Source organism: Halococcus thailandensis JCM 13552, from assembly GCF_000336715.1.
GTDB lineage: Archaea > Halobacteriota > Halobacteria > Halobacteriales > Halococcaceae > Halococcus > Halococcus thailandensis.
Genome location: NZ_AOMF01000155.1, coordinates 176,136 through 192,968, shown reverse-complemented (window position 1 = coordinate 192,968; position 16,833 = coordinate 176,136). Strand labels below are relative to the sequence as shown.

Below are 16,833 nucleotides of genomic sequence, written 5' to 3'. Positions count from 1 at the left end.
ATGGTCGTCGGAGACGTCACGACGGGGACGGACGTACTGATTATCGGCGCTGGCCCCGGTGGCTACGTCGCCGCCATCCGCGCGGGACAGCTCGATCTGGACGTGACGCTCGTCGAGAAAGAAGCCTACGGGGGAACCTGTCTGAACCACGGCTGCATCCCCTCGAAGGCGCTCATCTCGGCGACCGACGTCGCCCACGACGCGAGCACGGCCGAGGAGATGGGCATCCACGCCGATCCGGCCGTCGATCTCGCGGGGATGGTGAGCTGGAAGGACGACGTCGTCGAGCAGCTCACAAGCGGCGTCGAGAAGCTCTGCAAGGCAAACGGCGTGAACCTCGTCGAGGGGCGTGCGGAGTTCGCGGGCGAGAACACCGTCCGCGTCGCCCACGCGGGCGAGGGGCAGGGCTCCGAAACGATCGAGTTCGAGCACGCGATCGTCGCCACCGGCTCGCGCCCGATGGAAATACCGAACTTCGAGTTCGACGGCGAACACATCATCTCCTCGCGCGAGGCGCTCGCGCTCGATGCAGTGCCCGAGAGCCTCGTCGTCGTCGGCGCGGGCTACATCGGCATGGAACTTTCGACTGTCTTCGCCAAGCTCGGCACCGACGTCACCGTCGTCGAGATGCTCGATTCGGTGCTGCCGGCCTACGAGGACGACGTCGCGCGCGTCGTCAAGAACCGCGCCGAGGAGCTCGGCATCGACTTTTACTTCGGCGAGGGCGCGAGCGAGTGGGAAGAATCGGGCGACGGGATCACCGTCAAGACCGAAACCGAGGACGGCGACATCTCGGAGTTCGGAGCCGAAAAGGCGCTCGTGGCGGTCGGGCGCGAACCCGTCACGGACACGCTGAACCTCGACGCGATCGGGCTCGCGACCGACGAGGGCGGCTTCCTCGAAACCGACGACCGCGCACGGACCGACGTCGAGAACGTCTTCGCCGTTGGCGACGTCGCCGGCGAGCCGATGCTGGCCCACAAAGGGATGAAGGAGGGCGAGGTCGCCGTCGAGGTCATCGCCGGCGAGCCGTCGGCGCTCGACTACCAGAGCGTGCCGGCCGCGGTGTTCACCGACCCCGAGATCGGGACTGTGGGAATGACCGAAGAAGAGGCCGAGGAGGCGGGCTTCTCGACCGTGGTGGGCGAGATGCCGATGCGTGCGAGCGGGCGCGCACTCACCCTCGGCGAGAGCGACGGGTTCGTCCGCGTCGTCGCCGACGACGATGCCGGATTCATCCTCGGTGCGCAGATCGTCGCGCCAGAGGCTTCGGAGATGATCGCCGAGCTCGGGCTGGCCGTCGAGATGGGTGCGACCCTGGAGGACGTCGCCGCGACGATCCACACCCATCCCACACTCGGCGAGGCCGTGATGGAGGCCGTCGAGAACGCGCGTGACAGGGCGATCCACACGCTCAATCGCTGAGTGAATTCACGGATTCACGTGAATTCGTGAGTTTCGGAGAGCACCGACGAGCACCGCAGTGTCCGCCGGGCTTTTGTTCGACTAGTCGTAACGTAGCGGTATGAGCGGCTCCGAGGAAGACATCGAAGAACTGCGCAAGCAGAAACTCGAACAGCTCAAAGAACAGCAGCAGGGTGGCGGGCAAAACGAGGAAGCCAGACAGGCCCAGCAGGAACAGGCCGAAGCACAGAAATCGGCCGTACTCCGCCAGAACCTCACCGACGGCGCGCGACAGCGGCTCAACTCGGTGAAGATGAGCAAGCCCGAGTTCGGCGAACAGGTCGAACAGCAGGTGTTCGCGCTCGCACGCAGCGGCCGGCTCGGCGACAAGATCGACGAGGACCAGATGCGGGAGTTGCTCCAGGAGCTCAAACCCGACAAGAAGAGCTTCGACATCAAACGACGGTAAATTCGATCCACACAGGATATTACTATTCGTAAACTAGATTAGATTGGTGAAAGCCAAGGGACGTCATCAGGCACCCATATGTAACTATGTTGTCAAATATGCTGGATTCTGTATTGTCAGTAGCAGTATCATTAATTACAGCAGTTACGACTGTCCTGCTCACGTTTTACGGGAGAGACAGAAAGAAAAAGAGTAGTTCCCTAAAGGCGTTGGAAACCGAAATAAGTCAGAACGATATACACACAGAAATGATTGCTCATGATTTATTTCAGTTCAGAGATGGTACAGGAGAAGTTGCCAATGAGAGAACAACACTTCCACTAGAGACATCTGCATATGAACTCGTTAAAAATTCCGGCTTTTTAGCGACTTTACCACCAACTAGTAGGCAGAGTATACATTATCATTATACATTAGTACGAAGTTTGAATAGAAAGTTGGAGCAGCGCAATGATGTGCAGCATGGTGTTGGATCTTCTGGAGAAAGTAGTGCGGTGAATGATATTGATGAGATGATTCTGCATCGTATAATCGACATTAGCGATCCACGTCGTCTTGAAGTAATTGCAGAGAACTTACGAGAAAATGAAATAGTTGAATCAGAGTTTAGAAATGCTTCAGAGAGCCAGCCAGATGAAAGAGAAGAAAGAAAAGACTTGCCAAGACAAACGTATGATGGTATCTTGCATTTCGTTGAAAATGAAATGAGATCAGAGGGTATTATTCCAAGATTATCGGAGCTATTCAGCCGGATGTGATAAACTATCTGACAGTTTCTGCCCCTGATTGAAATATTGATTTGTACACCCAGCCTAATGAGTCTCTATTTTCTCACAGTGTTCTATAAGTAGCGCATTCCGTAAGGGTGAACACGCCGATACCGCCAACGGACAGTATGTACGACCGCATCAAGGGCTTTCGCGACTTCTACCCCGGCGAGATGAGCGCTCGCCGTGAGGTCATCGACGACGTCGAGGAGGTCGCCCAGCGCTACGGCTTCCGCGAGATCGGCACGCCGGCGCTCGAACGCACGCAGATGTACGCCGACAAGAGCGGCGAGGAGATCGTCGAAGAACTCTACAACTTCACCGACCACGGCGGCCGCGAGGTGGCGATGACGCCCGAACTCACCCCGACGGTCGCGCGAATGGTCGTCGAAAAGCAGCAGGCGCTCTCGAAACCGATCAAGTGGGTCTCCTCGCGACCGTTCTGGCGCTATGAGGCGGTCCAGCAGGGCCGCTTTCGCGAATTCTACCAGACCAACGTCGATATCTTCGGCTCGTCGGAACCGATCGCCGACGCCGAGATCCTCGCGTACGCCGCCGACGCGCTCACCGAACTGGGGCTCACGGGCGACGACTTCGAGTTCCGGGTGAGCCACCGCGACATTTTGGGTGGGCTGTTGGAATCGTTCGATGCCGACGTCGACACCGAGGCGGCGATCCGCGCGGTCGACAAACGCGACAAACTCGCCGTCGGCGAGTATCGCGCGCTGCTCGGTGATGCGGGCCTCTCGGAATCCGACGCCGAGGCGTTCGACGAACTGCTCGCAACCGAGGAGGAGAACCTCGACGAGCTCGTGGCCGCCGCCGAGACCGAGCGCGTCGAGAACGCGGTCGAGAACCTCCAGAACGTGCTCGACGCGACCGCGGATCTCGGCGCGCGCGACTACTGCACGCTCTCGCTCGACACCGCACGGGGGCTCGACTACTACACCGGCGTCGTCTTCGAGTGTTTCGACACCACCGGCACGGTGGGCCGAGCGGTGTTCGGCGGCGGGCGCTACGACGACCTCATCGAGGGGTTCGGCGGCCAGCCGACGCCCGCGGTCGGTGTCGCGCTCGGGATGGCGACCCTCTCGCTACTCTGCGAGCGCGCCGGCGTCTGGCCCGAAGAGACCACGACGACCGACTACTACGTGCTCCAGGTAGGCGACACGCGCGAGACCGCCGCCGGGATCACCCGGGATCTGCGCGAGCGTGGCCACGTCGTCGAGACGGACATCGCCGGCCGGAGCTTCGGTGCACAGCTCGAGTACGCCGACTCGATCGGTGCCGAGACGACGGTAATCGTCGGCGAACAGGACCTCGCCGGCGGGAACGTGACCGTCAAGGAGATGGCATCGGGCGATCAGCGCCAGGTGCCGGTCGACGAGTTTCCCGACGCCAGCGAAAGAAAGTAGGGAACAGGGTCGTTCGGTCGGGCAACGATGACGGACGACCTGCCGACACCGGGTGAAATCATCACCATACACGAACGGATCGATCGACGATACGGTCTGAAATACGAAGGTATCCGTATCGCAGCACCGAGGAGGATGCTCAGACGCGAGGTCATCGAACCGGCTGCCGAGTACGACGACCCGTACCACCGGGCGGCGACATTGCTGTTCGGGATACAGAGTGCCCACGTCTTCGAGAACGCGAACAAGCGGACGGCGTGGACCGCGACGATGGAATATCTGGAACGAAAGGAGATCAGACCTGACTTTCAGCAAGACAAGGAGACGATCGAACGCATCATTCGCCGTGCCGGTCTATTCGAGATCGGCGAACTCGCCGCGTGGTTCGAAGCGGGCGAGATCGACGAATCGAGCCTGCCGGAACACTAATCATGAAACGAAACGATAGCACTGGCATGGCCGAATCGGAACACGAATCGGACGAGGACGGATTTCGCGAGCGTGTCGACCGGATCATCGAACGCGAACGGCCGATTCTCGACCGACTCGCTGACGAACAGACCGACACCACATAGCGTCGCACCCGTTCCAACGGCATTCGCTGGACGTTGTGGGATCGTCTGATCATCAAGTACGTTATCTATTCTCGTTTTTCCACGAGAGTTTTCGAGAACGGCTGCCAGAGAGAGCGACGTTAGTCCTGGGCTGTCGGTGCGGAGCCGACGGTATCGGGGTCGACGGCGACGGTCTCCTGAACCTGCGTGTAGACGAGCACGAGGCCGAGAGCGGCGAGCACCGCGCCGAAGACGAACGGGGCGGCGTAGCCAAAGCGCACCAGAAAGCCCGACGCGAGCGGCCCGATCGCGGTGCCGAGGCCGAACGACATCGTCAGGACCGACAGCTGCGTGCCGGACGAGCCCTTGCTCGCGAGATCGCCCGCGAGCGCGAGCGCCGGCGCGAACACGAGCGCGCCCGCGATCCCCTGTGCGGCGCGGGCGACGATCATCTGCCACGGCGCGACGACGAACCCCTGCGCGAGCGTCGCGGGCACGAGCAGGACGAGCCCGATGAGGATGAACGGTTTGCGGCCGTAGCGATCGCTCGCGCTCCCGATGGGTGCCTGGAAGAGCACCTGCATCAGGACGAACGCCGAGAACTCGATGCCGAACAGCTGTGCGCCCTGTCCGAGGCGGGCGTTGACCTGCGGTTCGATCGCCGAGAGCAGGGCGATACCGACGGCCATGAACAGCGAGGCGACGCCGAGGGCGAACACCGGGTCGATCAGCCCGTCGGCATCGTGGTCGAACACCGCGATCGAGGTGTCCTCGTCGTCGGTCGAGCGCTCGATATCGGGATCGTCGACGAGCAGCGTGACGAGTGCGAAGCTCACCACCGCCGAGACAGTCGCGATGTAGAACGCCGCCTCGAAGCCCGTGATCGAGAGCCCGAGAAGGGAGTACGGGCCGCCGTTGATGACCGAGCCGGCGACGACGGGCCCGGCCCCGAAGCCGAGCAGTCGGAAGGTGTTGAACGTGCCCATGTTTCCGCCACGGGTCTCGTCGTCGGCGAGTTCGTTGACCAGCGCGATCGTCGCGACGATCGTCAGCGACGCGCCGAGCCCCTGTGCGATCCGGATGGCGAACAGCATCCAGTAGCTCGTCGCCAGCGAGTAGGTGAAGTTCGCGACCGCGAGCAGTCCCAGCCCGGCGAGGACGAACGCCTTTCGCTTGCCGAGTTTGTCCGACAGACGTCCGGCAAAGGGCTGGAGCGCGCTGTTGAAGAAGCCAAACGCCGAGAGGATCAGCCCCGTGAGCAGCGAGACGCCGAGCCCGCCCGTCCCGCCCTCGATCGTGCCGCTAGCGATGTAGATCGGGAGGACGACGATGAGAAAGGAGTTGCCCACCGAGTCGGCCATCCGGGCGATCGCCAGCGCGAGCACCTCACGGTTGATGCCGAGATACTTGTTGATCGTGCTCACTGTCGACCCGCGCGTTCGGACTGTGCCGCTCCGACGGACGACCGTCTCCGTTCGACGTAACGATTCTGTTCGAAAACCATCTCTGACTGGTCGGTTAGTCTCGCGCTCGTATGAACCCTTTGGCCAGAAACGATCAGTTGCGACGGTCGACCGACGGAATCGGTACGGGTCGTCTGGTTTCCGACGGAACGAAGAGTCGACGGGGCGAAACACGATCGATGCGTGCGTTCCGGCTCGCCTACGACGGCCGTCCGTTCCACGGCTTCCAGCGCCAGCCCACGGTACCGACCGTCGAGGGGACGCTGTTCGATGCGCTTCGCGAGCTTGGCGTGCTCGATCCGGACGAACGGAAACCGTCGGGCTACGCCGCCGCGGGACGGACCGACCGGGGTGTCTCGGCAGTCGCCCAGACGATCGGACTCGCAGCGCCGGAGTGGCTCACGCCGCGGGCGCTCAACGGCGTGCTTCCAGGGTCGATCCGCGCGTGGGCGCACGCCGATACGGAGTCGTTTCACGCGACCCACGACGCCGTTGCCCGTGAATACACCTACCAGCTCCACGCGCCGGCGGCCGACGGCGAGCGGGCGCGCACAGTTCTGAGACGACTCGCGGGCGAACACGATTTCCACAATTTCACGCCCGACGATCACAACACCATTCGTACGCTCGCCGGCGAGATCGAGCGCGACGGCGAGTTCCTGATCGTGACGCTCCGTGCGGGCGGCTTCTCACGCCAGCTCGTTCGCCGGATCGTCACGTTCGTTCGGAACGTCGCGACCGGCGATGCGTCGCTCTCGATGGTCGATCGCGCGCTCTCGGACGAAACGCTCTCCGGGCCGGACGGGATCGCGGCCGCGCCGGCCGCACCGCTCGTGCTCACCGGGGTCGACTATTCGGGACTCGACTTTCGCGTCGACAGCGAGGCCGCCGCGAGCGCTCGGGAGCTGTTCGAAAACATTCGTACGGAGGCCACGACGCGAGCGCGCGTCGCCGGCGAGATCGAGCAACGGATCGAATAATGAGGAGAGCTACTGGACGTCGTGACGGGCCGGGGTGTCGGCGCTCGCCTCGTCGAGGGTCGTCCCGCACCACTGACAGAAGTCGAGATCGTCCTCGACGGGCCGGCCGCAGTCGGGACAGACCGCCATCTCCGTGCCGGCGCTCCGGACGCGGAGGAGGTAGTTGTTGACGACCGCGAGCCGGTAGGCGTCGAGCACGCTGAGCAGCGAGACGGCGAGCAGCGGCGCGGCGTCGAGCCACGCGAACGACTGGCCGGAGACGAGCGCATCGAGCGTCGCGTCGGGGACGAACGTGCTCGAGAGCATCGTCAGCCCGAGCCAGCCGAGCGCCCGGAGCCACCGCCGGAGGTAGAGGTGGCCGAACGCGGGCGCGATGGCCGAGAGCAACGCCGCGAGCCACGGCCGTTTCCGCGAACGGGTTTCTCCCATACATTGACTGAACAGTTATTCATTCTTGAGTCTTTCGTTCGTGGCGCTTCCGTCGCCGGTTCGGGAAGGTTTACCCCGCTCGGCCGCCGTGTTCTCGGCATGAGTTCGGTTCCCGAACGCAGCGAGATCGACACCGAATACACGTGGGACCTCTCGAACCTCTACGCCACCGACGAGGACTGGGAAGCCGCCTACGAAGACGTCGAGGAGGGTATTTCGGCGCTCGAAGCCTACGAAGGCCGGGCAACCGAGGACGGCGAGACCCTGCTGGCGACGCTCGAAACGCGCGAGGAGCTGTTCAGAAGCCTCTCGAACGTCGTCTCCTACGCACGGATGCGCCGCGACGAGGACACCACCGACCAGCAGTATCAGGCCCTCACCGCGCGGGCGCAGTCGCTGGCGAGCGACGCATCGAGCGCGGCGAGTTTCATCGACCCCGCGCTCCAGGACTGCACGCGCGAGGAGCTTGACGCGATGATCGAGGAGGAGCCGGGGCTCGAAACGTACGATCACTACTTCGACGACGTGTTGCGGATGAAGCCCCACACTCGCTCGGCGGAGATCGAATCGCTGCTCGCGGATCTCGGCGAGGTGACGGGCGCGGCCAACGAGGTCTACGAGATGCTCACGAACGCCGACATGGAGTTCCCGACCGTCGAGGACCCCGACGGTGAGGCCGTCGAGATCTCGCTGAGCAACTTCACGAAGCTCCAGAAGCGCCCCGACCGTGCCTTCCGGCAGGACGTCTACGAGCAGTTCTACGACGAGTGGGAGGACGTCAGAAACGCGGTCGGAGCGGCCCACCGCAACAGCGTCAAGGCCGACGTGAAGCTCGCCGACGCCAGGGACTACGACAGCGCGCGCGAGGCCGGCCTCGACGGCGCGAACATCCCCGTCGAGGTCTACGACACGCTCGTCGATACTGTACGAGGGAACCTCGACGTGCTCAACCGCCACGCCGACCTCAAACGCGACCGCCTCGGGGTCGACGAACTGCGGATGTGGGATCTCTACATGCCGATGGTCGACTCCGAGAGCCCCGAGGTGCCCTACGAGGACGCCAAAGAACACGTCACGGCCGCGGTCGCGCCGCTCGGCGAGGAGTATCAGGAGCAGCTCGCGGCAGGCCTCGACTCCCGCTGGGTCGACGTCTACGAGAACCAGGGCAAGCAGTCGGGGGCGTACTCGGGCGGAACCTACGATTCGCAGCCCTACATCCTGATGAACTACCAGGACGACATCGCCTCGATGTACACGCTCGCCCACGAACTCGGCCACTCGCTGCACTCCGAACTGGCGAGCGAGGCCCAGCCCTACATCTACGGGGACTACGAGATCTTCGTCGCCGAGATCGCCTCGACGGTGAACGAGGCGCTGCTGACCCACCACCTGCTCGACACCGTGGAGGACGAGTCCTTCCGCCGACACGTGCTCAACGAGTATCTCGAACGGTTCCGCGCGACGCTCGTCCGCCAGACGATGTTCGCCGAGTTCGAGCAGCAGACCCACGAGCTCACCGCGGCGGGCGAGGCGCTCACGCCCGACCGTCTCGACGACATTTACGGCACACTCAAGGGTGATTACTATCAGAACGCGGCGATCGACGACCGCATCGCACGCGAGTGGATGCGGATCCCGCACTTCTACCGGCCGTTCTACGTCTACCAGTACGCGACGGGGATCTCGGCGGCGGTCGCGCTCGCCGAGCGCATCCGCGAGGGTGACGATGACGCCGCGGAATCCTATCGGGAGTTCCTCTCGGCCGGCTCGCACGGCTATCCGATCGACCTGCTCCGCGAAGCGGGCGTCGACATGACCACCGCGGACCCGATCGAGGCGGCGTTTACGGCCTACGACGACGCGCTTTCGGAATTCGAAGAGCTGGCATAAACACCCCGAACCCAAAACCACTTTTAACGAAGAGACCCAATCGTGGGGTAAGAATGTCCCACAGTCCCTCCCTCCCGGACCGACCGCGCCTCGATCTCGATCCGGAGTTGAGCGATGCCGAACGGCTCGATGCCCTGGCCAAACACTTCGAGAGCGTCTCGGACGTTCACGACGAGCTCGCCGACCGCCTCGAAGAAGCCGAGGCCGAGCGCGAGGAGCTTTCAGAGGAGGCCGAACGGCTCCAGCGCGAGAACGAGGCGCTCAAGACCTCCTCGCTGTACGTCGCCACCGTCGAGGAGTTCACCGACGAGGGAGCGATCGTCAGACAGCACGGCAACAACCAGGAGGTGCTGACGGAGGTCGCGCCCGGGATCGCCGACGAGATCGAGAACGGCGATCGCGTCGCCGTCGACGACTCCTTCAGCATCCAGCGCCCGCTCGACAGCGAGACCGACGTGCGCGCGCAGGCGATGCAGATCGAGAACCGCCCGGCGGTCGGTTACGCCGACATCGGCGGGATCGACGACCAGATCCGAGAGGTCAGGGAAGCCGTCGAGATGCCGCTGGTCGATCCCGAACGGTTCGACACCGTGGGCATCGAGCCGCCGACCGGCGTCCTGCTCCACGGCCCGCCCGGCACGGGCAAGACGATGCTCGCCAAGGCCGTCGCCAACGAGACCGATGCAACCTTCATCAAGATGGCCGGCTCGGAGCTCGTCCGCAAGTTCATCGGCGAGGGTGCACGGCTCGTCCGCGATCTCTTCGAACTGGCGAGCGAGCACGAACCAGCAGTGATCTTCATCGACGAGATCGACGCCGTCGCCTCCAAGCGCACCGATTCGAAGACCTCCGGCGACGCCGAGGTCCAGCGCACGATGATGCAGCTCCTCTCCGAGATGGACGGGTTCGAAGATCGCGGCGACATCTCGATCATCGCCGCCACGAACCGCTTCGACATGCTCGATCGGGCGATCCTCCGTCCCGGCCGGTTCGACCGCCTCATCGAGGTGCCGAAACCCGGGCCCGACGGGCGCGAGAAGATCTTCGCCATCCACACGCGCGGGATGAACCTCGCCGACGACGTCGAGTTCGACGAGCTCGCAACGATGGCCGACGAGTTCAGCGGCGCGGAGATCGAGAGCCTCACGACCGAAGCCGGCATGTTCGCCGTCCGCGACGATCGCAGCGAGGTTCGGATGAGCGACTTCGAGGACGCACTGGCGAAGATCACCGAGGACGACACCGCCGCCGATCCGGTCGCCTTCCTCTGAGCGACGCGGATCGCAACGCTCACCGTTCGGTCGCTCCATCTTCCTGTATGCAGATCAGAATCGTCACCGGAACCGGCACCGGGCCGACGCCGATCGCGGCCTACGATACTGCACTCGCCGCTGCTGGCGTCCACAACTACAACATCACCACCGTTTCGTCGGTGATCCCCGACGACAGCACGCTCGAGATCGTCGACAGCGCCCCGGATCTCGGACCGGTCGGCGAGCGCCTCACCGTCGTCGAGGCGCGCGCCACGAGCGGGGTGGGTGAGAACGGTGCGGCGGCCGGTCTCGGCTGGACGACGACCGAGAGCGATCGGGGACTGTTCTACGAGGCGACCGATACCGACCCGGAGAGTGCCCGTGAGGGCGTGGCTGCGGGGCTCGACTCCGGGCGCGCGCTCCGCGAGTGGACGTTCACCGACGAGCGCATCGTGACCGAACACGTCGAAGGGACCGACGGAACGTTCGCGACGGCGCTCGTGCTCGGGATCTACGGCGACAGCGAGCCGATCTAGCTCGATCACCAGACGTGACAGGTGGTGTCGCGAACGGGAGTCTTTTCAGTACGTCGGCCCAACCATCGCCGTCCTTCTCATGAACGATCGCACACCAATGGGACCGAACGTCAACACCGCCGACGTGGAGCTCTCGGTCGAGCAGCGCCGGGCGCTCCAGGCCGGTCTCGACACCGTGGCCGCCCGCACCCGCGAGTATCTCCCCGACGAGTACGTCGTCGGCGCGCAGATCATCGCCGGCACGGACGGTCCACAGGGGACGATCGCGGTCCAACCACCGATCGGTGCGGCCGTCAGCGCCGGCTTCACGCCGGATTTCGACGATCTGAGCGACGGCATCGCCGAAGAGGACAGAACCGAAGTCGCGAGACAGCTCGCCGCCAGCGCCGCCCTCCAGGTGAAACAGGCGGTCTCGGACGGCATCACACCGGTCGGTCGCTAACTTAGACGCAGCCGTTCGGCGGGTCGTAAAACAGCACGTAGCCGAGCATCCCGATCGCCGGCAGCGTGCCGATGGCGAGCGCGACGGGGAGCGACAGCGCCGAGACAACGCCGGTCGCCCAGCCCGCGAGCAGGAGCGCCGGCAGCGCGATGAGCAGGAGATCGGCCGGCGCGATCGTTGGCCGGCGCTCGCGGACGATTTCGACGACCGAATCCTCCGAATCGGACTGGCCTGAGCGGTTCATCGTACGACGGCCAACGGCCGCCGGGTAATTAAATATTATTACCGCCAGCGACGAGCGGTCACTTCCCCCAGAAGGGGTCGCGCTGGCGCTGTTTGTCGAGATAGACGTGCAGCGCTTCGAGCTCATCGGCCGGGATGTCGTCGGTGAGCTCCTGTTCGAGCACCTTGGCGTGTTTTTCGGGGATCTCCGACCAGAGTTCGTCGCCCTCCTCGATCTGGCGGCCGACCGTCGGCCCGTCGATCGCGACGCTGACGCGCTCGCCCGCACGGGCCTGGTCGACGTCCTCGCCCTGTTCTTGGATCCCTTTGACCTGCCCGCGGCGCTCGGGTTCGCTTCCCTCGAAGTCGACGACGGTTGCGTTGCGCTTCAGCGTGCCCGTCATCACCTCGACGCCGACGACGGCGGGGTCGTTCTGCCGGAAGGTGTGGTCGGGCAGCAGGCGAAAGCGGGCGGGTCGTGAGATGTTCTCGAGGATGGTGTCCTGCTGACTGCGCTCGCGCTCGGCGATGAACTCCTCGTACTCCTCGATCAGGCGGTAGATGACGTCGCTCTCGAAGATCCGGATGTCGCCCTCGTCGGCCTGTCGCTCGGCGTTGTCGAGCACGTCGACCGAGAAGGCGAGCACCGTCTCGTGGCGCTCCTCGTCGGCGGTGCTCGCGACCGTGACGTCGCGCGGCGCGACGTCGCCGACCTCGGCGCGGACGATCGGGATCTCGGCCTCGTCGAGTGCGTTTGCGACCGCCTCAAGGCTGCCCAGCGTGTCGGCCTTGACGACGACACCCTCCTCCTCGGTCGTGACGCCGATGGCCGCCAGTTCTTCCTGGACTTCCTGGACGACTTCCTCGCGCGAGCGGTCGCGGACGACACGGACGGGTGCGCCGGCCATCGCGTCGTCGAGATCGGGTGCGGCGATCTTGAGACCGGCCGCCGCGCTCACCGCGTCGACCTGCTCGAACCGCTTTTCGGTGCGGATCTCGGCGAGCGGGCGCGGCTGGAGCAGCGCGCGCACGTCGGTCACGATCGGGTCGCCGGTCGCCCCCACGACGACCGTGTCGTCGGCGCGCACGGTTCCATCGTAGAGCACCACGTCGATCGCCGTGCCGAAGCCCTTCTGCTCTTTGACCTCAAGCACTGTGCCCGCGCCTGGCCCTTCGGCGTCGATGGCCATCGCGTCCTTGAGGTAGCGTTGCGAGAGCCCCATTAAAACTGTCAGCACGTCGGGCACCCCCTCGCCGGTCTCGGCGCTCGTCGGCACGACGCCGACGTTGTTGGCGAAGTTCTGGACGCGCCAGTACATGTCCGCCGAGAAGTCGTGTTCCGAGAGTTCGCCGATGAGTTCGTAGAGGCGCTCGTCGAGCGTCTCGCGCGCGCGATCGGACTGGGCGTCGTAGCTCTGCTGGATGGGGGCGTCGTCCTGCGGGTTCCAGCCCGGCACGGTGTCGATCTTGTTCGCCGCCACGACGAACGGCGTCTCGGTGCGCTGGAGGATGTCGATCGCCTCGATCGTCTGTGGCTGGAACCCGTCGTTGACGTCCACCACGAGCACGGCGATATCGGCGAGCGCACCCCCACGAGAGCGCAGCGTCGAGAAGGAGTGGTGACCCGGCGTGTCGATAAAGAGAAGGCCAGGAAGATCGAAGTCGGTCGGATCGACGAGACTGCCCGCGAGCTCCGAGACCGTTTCGAGCGGGACGGCGGTCGCGCCGATGTGTTGGGTTATCGCCCCCGCCTCGCCCTCCGTGACCGTCGAGCCACGGATCCGGTCCAGGAGGGTCGTCTTGCCGTGGTCGACGTGACCGAGAACGGCGACGATGGGGGTCCGAAGCGTTGCTACTGCGTCGCCGTCCGTCTCCGCGTCAGTATGTGTCTCCGACATGGCGTTCACCCGAGAAAGTCGTTATTCGTTCGAGTCGGTCACGGCAGTTAAGCGCGTCGTCACGCCCGCGTGGGCGAGAAACGGAAACTGCACCGTCTGCATGCGAAGTGGCTCTCGCACTGCGGTACAATCGGCGTCGGTCATGCGGACAGAGCACACGCCAGCACGAAAACGATATCGTCGGGCGCTCCGCGCGCGGGAATGCTCTCGGGCCTCCGTGGTGTTTATAATGGGCGGCCACGGTAGGGCGGGTATGCCGGACGTACTCGCACGGAAGCTCATCGACAAGGCCGTCATCGGCTCCGACGGTACCGAACTGGGCACGCTCTCGACGCTGACGATGGACCCCGACACGGGGCGGCTGGGCGATCTGCTCATCACGCCGCGGAGCGAGACCACCGAACAGATCGACCTCGAACGCGACGAGGACGGGAGATACGCCGTCGCCATCGGCCGCGTGCAGGCCGTCAAAGACCACATCGTCGTCGACCGCTAATGGAGATCCTCGACGCCTCGGCGTTCATCAACGAGTACGACGCCGGCGACGACATCGCGACCGTGCCCGCCGTCGGTGCCGAACTCGACGGCGAGAGTTCCTATCGCTACGACGCGCTCGAAGGGGCGGGTATGTACATCCACGTGCCCGAAGAGGCCGTCATCGGGCGCATCGAACGCGCCGCGAGCGAGAGCGGCGACAAGGACGAGCTCTCGGAGACGGACATCGAACTACTGGCGGCCGCCTTCGAACTCGATGCGAAGCTGGTGACCGACGACTACGCCATGCAGAACGTCGCCGAACGACTCGACATCTACGTCGAGTTCATCGCTCGCGACGGGATCACCGAACAGCGCGACTGGGACTTCCAGTGTCAGGGCTGTGGCCGCGTGTTCGACGAGAACAAGGATCGTTGTCCGATCTGTGGCAGCGGCCTCACCCGGAAGAACCCCTCGTAGTTACGGGGAAAGAAAGCCCAATCCACTCGTCTCGACGAGATAGAGCTGGACGAACAGGAGGGCGTTGTAGCCGCCGTGGACGAGGATCGGCACGAGGAGGTTGTCGGTGTACTCGTAGAGCGTGCCGAGCACGAGTCCGAGGACGAACGTCGAGACGACGTAGCCCCAGACCCCGGCCGCGCCGCTCGCCGCGACCAGCGCCGTGACGTGAGCCAGCCCGAAGAGCGCGCTCGACCCGACGATCGCGCCGACGGGCGAAAACACCCGTCGGAGCACGCCCTGAACCCCGCCACGGAACAGCGTCTCCTCGCCCGGCCCGGTCGCGACGAACGAAAGAACGACCAGCGACAGCGCGAGCAACGGCTGTGCTCTCGCAGCACTCTCGATGCGGTTCGTTCCCGGTGCGAACCCGAACTGATCGAGAACGATCCCGACCCCCTGTGCCGCGACGAGGAGAACGACGAATCCGACGACGACCCAGCCGATGTCCCGGAGGGTTCGCCGCGGGCGCGACAGCGACGGCCATCGGATATCGAGCAGTCGCGGACTGTCGCTGTAGCGCATGTAGCCGAGGACGAACGAAACGAACGCCGCCCCCTGGAGGAGCGTCGAGAGAGTGTAACTGACGGATCCCTCGATCGGAAAGCCGAAAGCCAGCAGACCAAGCGTCAGCGGAACGGCGAGGAGCTGTGCGAACAGAAAGCCGCCGGCGGCGAGTCCGAGCGCGACCGAGACGGCGAGCAGGTAATCGCGCCAGTCGTTCCCGCCGGCGGCGTGTTCGGATGCCATCGCGTGCGGGCACTCATCGCCGATTCGGCATACGTCCTCCGCTTTTCGAGCGCTACTCGACGACGAGGCGGGTCTTCTCGGCGACGGAGTCGCTTTCGTCGTTTCCGTCGCCGATCAGCCCGCGGGCCGCACGCTTGCCCCACTCGACGGCGGGCTGGGTGAACGTCTCGATGCCGTAGAGTTCGCCCGCGAGCACGCAGGCGACCTCCATCGTGTAGAGCAGTTCGCCGATCCCGGCCTCGTCGACCCAATCGAGTTCGATCCGTACCGAGGGACGGCCGGCCTCGGCGAGGCTCGCCTCGGTGGCGGCGAACTCCGCATCGAGCAGTTCGCCGAGTCCCGTGTCGCCCAGATAGGCGAGGTCGTCGTGGTCGGTTTCGGGAACTCGAAGATCGGGACGCTCGCGCGGGCGGACGAGCGTGACGAGCGTGTTTCCGGGTCCTGCCCGGTAGCGCTGGAGCTGGGAGTGCTGGTCGGTCGCGCCTAGCGCCCTGGTTGGGAGCTGGCCGAGCCCGTCCTTGCCGAGGCTCTCGGCCCATAACTGTGCAAACCACTCGGCGAACGATTCGAGCGATTCGGCGTAGGGCATCATGGCGTTGATCGCCGCCCCGCGCATGTCGAGCGCGTACGCCACGGCCCCGTAGGCGTAGGCCGGCGTCTCGAACAGGGAAGGAGAGAGTTCTGCCGCGCGCACACCGCCGTCGAGGATCGCCCCGATGTCGTGGCCACGGATGGCCGCCGGAGCGAGACCCACGGCGGAGAGCGCCGAAAAGCGGCCCGGGACACCGTCGGGCACCGCGAGCGCGGGCAGGTCGTGGCGATCGGCCAGTTCGCGCAGCGGGCCGGCGTCGCCCGTGATCGTCACCACTCGCTCGGTCCAGTCGACGCCCGCCTCGGTGAACGCCTCGCGCACCACGAGGAAGTTCGCCAGCGTCTCGGCGGTGGTGCCGGATCGGGAGACGACCGTCACGGCCGTCTCGGAGAGCGGAAGCAGCGAGAGTACCTCCGAGACGTGGTCGGGATCGACGTTGTCGAGCGTCAGGAGCCGCGAATCGCCGAGCGCCTCGGCGATGGTCGCCGCGCCGAGCGCGCTGCCGCCGATGCCGACGACGAGGACGTACGCCGCGTCGTTCACCGGTGCGACCGTCTCCGTGATCTCGTCGGGATCGGTCGTCTCGGGCAGATTCAGCGCGGCGTAGCCGAACTCGTCGTCGCGTCGGCCGCGCTCGATGCGCTCGTGGGCGCGCGCCACCCGCTCGTCGAGGCGATCGAGTGCCTCGCGGGAGATGCCCGGCGAGGCCTCGCTGGCGAGCGCGTTGCCGATGTCGATTTGCATACCGGCCGTGACAGGGCCGTCCCCAAATCGTT

Annotated in this window: 19 protein-coding genes; 12 read left to right on the top strand and 7 right to left on the bottom strand. The window is 64.9% G+C overall.

From position 1 onward, the window contains the following. The 5 genes from lpdA to C451_RS11000 all read left to right on the top strand — a co-directional run bounded on the left by lpdA (nt 1) and on the right by C451_RS11000 (nt 4,484). The gene (lpdA, locus tag C451_RS11015; protein WP_007740551.1) at nt 1–1,425 is read left to right on the top strand and encodes a dihydrolipoyl dehydrogenase; all 1,425 of its coding nucleotides are present in this window, start codon (nt 1–3) and stop codon (nt 1,423–1,425) included. 100 nt (nt 1,426–1,525) lie between these two features. Further along, a complete protein-coding gene (locus tag C451_RS11010; RefSeq protein ID WP_007740549.1) occupies nt 1,526–1,873 on the top strand; it encodes a DNA-binding protein in 348 nt (115 codons plus the stop codon). Nucleotides 1,874–1,971: 98 nt separating this feature from the next. Continuing rightward, the gene (locus tag C451_RS22065) at nt 1,972–2,631 is read left to right on the top strand and encodes a hypothetical protein (protein ID WP_152420457.1); all 660 of its coding nucleotides are present in this window, start codon (nt 1,972–1,974) and stop codon (nt 2,629–2,631) included. A 137-nt stretch (nt 2,632–2,768) separates the two neighbouring features. Further along, nucleotides 2,769–4,055: a histidine--tRNA ligase gene (gene hisS / locus C451_RS11005; protein WP_007740548.1), complete on the top strand. Its 1,287-nt coding sequence runs from the start codon at nt 2,769–2,771 to the stop codon at nt 4,053–4,055. Between the two features lie 27 nt (nt 4,056–4,082). Next, entirely contained in the window at nt 4,083–4,484 is a 402-nt protein-coding gene (locus tag C451_RS11000) for a Fic family protein (RefSeq protein WP_007740547.1), read from the top strand. 265 nt (nt 4,485–4,749) lie between these two features. Here the strand turns inward: C451_RS11000 and C451_RS10995 are convergent, their stop codons facing one another. Next, nucleotides 4,750–6,033 carry an MFS transporter gene (locus tag C451_RS10995; protein ID WP_007740546.1) on the bottom strand — a complete coding sequence of 428 codons (1,284 nt, stop codon included), beginning with the start codon at nt 6,031–6,033 and terminating at the stop codon, nt 4,750–4,752. 218 nt (nt 6,034–6,251) lie between these two features. On the opposite strand from C451_RS10995, the gene truA reads away from it, so the two are divergent. Next, on the top strand, nt 6,252–7,052 hold the full coding sequence (gene truA, locus C451_RS10990) for a tRNA pseudouridine(38-40) synthase TruA (RefSeq protein ID WP_049913086.1): 801 nt from the start codon (nt 6,252–6,254) through the stop codon (nt 7,050–7,052). Between the two features lie 9 nt (nt 7,053–7,061). On the opposite strand, the gene C451_RS10985 is transcribed toward truA, so the two are convergent. Next, nucleotides 7,062–7,481 (bottom strand): zinc ribbon domain-containing protein, encoded by a 420-nt coding sequence (locus C451_RS10985; RefSeq protein ID WP_007740544.1) that lies wholly within the window; start codon nt 7,479–7,481, stop codon nt 7,062–7,064. Between the two features lie 99 nt (nt 7,482–7,580). Between C451_RS10985 and pepF the strand changes: the two genes are divergently transcribed. The 4 genes from pepF to C451_RS10965 all read left to right on the top strand — a co-directional run bounded on the left by pepF (nt 7,581) and on the right by C451_RS10965 (nt 11,602). Further along, entirely contained in the window at nt 7,581–9,371 is a 1,791-nt protein-coding gene (gene pepF / locus C451_RS10980; RefSeq protein WP_007740543.1) for an oligoendopeptidase F, read from the top strand. A 53-nt stretch (nt 9,372–9,424) separates the two neighbouring features. After that, nucleotides 9,425–10,642, top strand: coding sequence for a proteasome-activating nucleotidase Pan2 (gene pan2 / locus C451_RS10975; RefSeq protein WP_007740542.1), 1,218 nt, complete (start codon nt 9,425–9,427; stop codon nt 10,640–10,642). Nucleotides 10,643–10,689: 47 nt separating this feature from the next. Beyond that, nucleotides 10,690–11,160 (top strand): pyruvoyl-dependent arginine decarboxylase, encoded by a 471-nt coding sequence (locus C451_RS10970; protein ID WP_007740541.1) that lies wholly within the window; start codon nt 10,690–10,692, stop codon nt 11,158–11,160. Nucleotides 11,161–11,239: 79 nt separating this feature from the next. Continuing rightward, the gene (locus C451_RS10965; RefSeq protein WP_394295068.1) at nt 11,240–11,602 is read left to right on the top strand and encodes a DUF5811 family protein; all 363 of its coding nucleotides are present in this window, start codon (nt 11,240–11,242) and stop codon (nt 11,600–11,602) included. Between the two features lies 1 nt (nt 11,603). On the opposite strand, the gene C451_RS10960 is transcribed toward C451_RS10965, so the two are convergent. Genes C451_RS10960 through C451_RS24070 form a run of 3 tightly spaced genes read right to left on the bottom strand, consistent with a single transcriptional unit; the run spans nt 11,604 to nt 13,866 of the window. Then, nucleotides 11,604–11,846, bottom strand: coding sequence for a hypothetical protein (locus C451_RS10960; RefSeq protein WP_007740539.1), 243 nt, complete (start codon nt 11,844–11,846; stop codon nt 11,604–11,606). 58 nt (nt 11,847–11,904) lie between these two features. Beyond that, nucleotides 11,905–13,722: a translation initiation factor IF-2 gene (gene infB, locus C451_RS10955; protein WP_049913080.1), complete on the bottom strand. Its 1,818-nt coding sequence runs from the start codon at nt 13,720–13,722 to the stop codon at nt 11,905–11,907. A gap of 21 nt (nt 13,723–13,743) precedes the next feature. Continuing rightward, nucleotides 13,744–13,866, bottom strand: coding sequence for a hypothetical protein (locus tag C451_RS24070; protein ID WP_275039329.1), 123 nt, complete (start codon nt 13,864–13,866; stop codon nt 13,744–13,746). A gap of 109 nt (nt 13,867–13,975) precedes the next feature. Here C451_RS24070 and C451_RS10950 point away from each other — a divergent pair, with 109 nt between their 5' ends. Next, complete coding sequence (locus C451_RS10950; RefSeq protein WP_007740536.1) at nt 13,976–14,218, top strand: PRC-barrel domain-containing protein; 243 nt, start codon at nt 13,976–13,978, stop codon at nt 14,216–14,218. Then, nucleotides 14,218–14,676, top strand: a complete 459-nt coding sequence (locus C451_RS10945) for an NOB1 family endonuclease (protein ID WP_007740533.1) — start codon at nt 14,218–14,220, stop codon at nt 14,674–14,676. Before C451_RS10950 ends, C451_RS10945 begins: the two co-directional genes overlap by 1 nt. Here C451_RS10945 and C451_RS10940 read toward each other — a convergent pair whose 3' ends face one another. Together C451_RS10940 and C451_RS10935 are read right to left on the bottom strand one after the other, a co-directional pair. Beyond that, nucleotides 14,677–15,465, bottom strand: coding sequence for a CPBP family intramembrane glutamic endopeptidase (locus tag C451_RS10940; protein WP_007740531.1), 789 nt, complete (start codon nt 15,463–15,465; stop codon nt 14,677–14,679). 52 nt (nt 15,466–15,517) lie between these two features. Further along, the gene (locus C451_RS10935; protein ID WP_007740530.1) at nt 15,518–16,801 is read right to left on the bottom strand and encodes a hypothetical protein; all 1,284 of its coding nucleotides are present in this window, start codon (nt 16,799–16,801) and stop codon (nt 15,518–15,520) included. Nucleotides 16,802–16,833 lie beyond the last annotated feature (32 nt).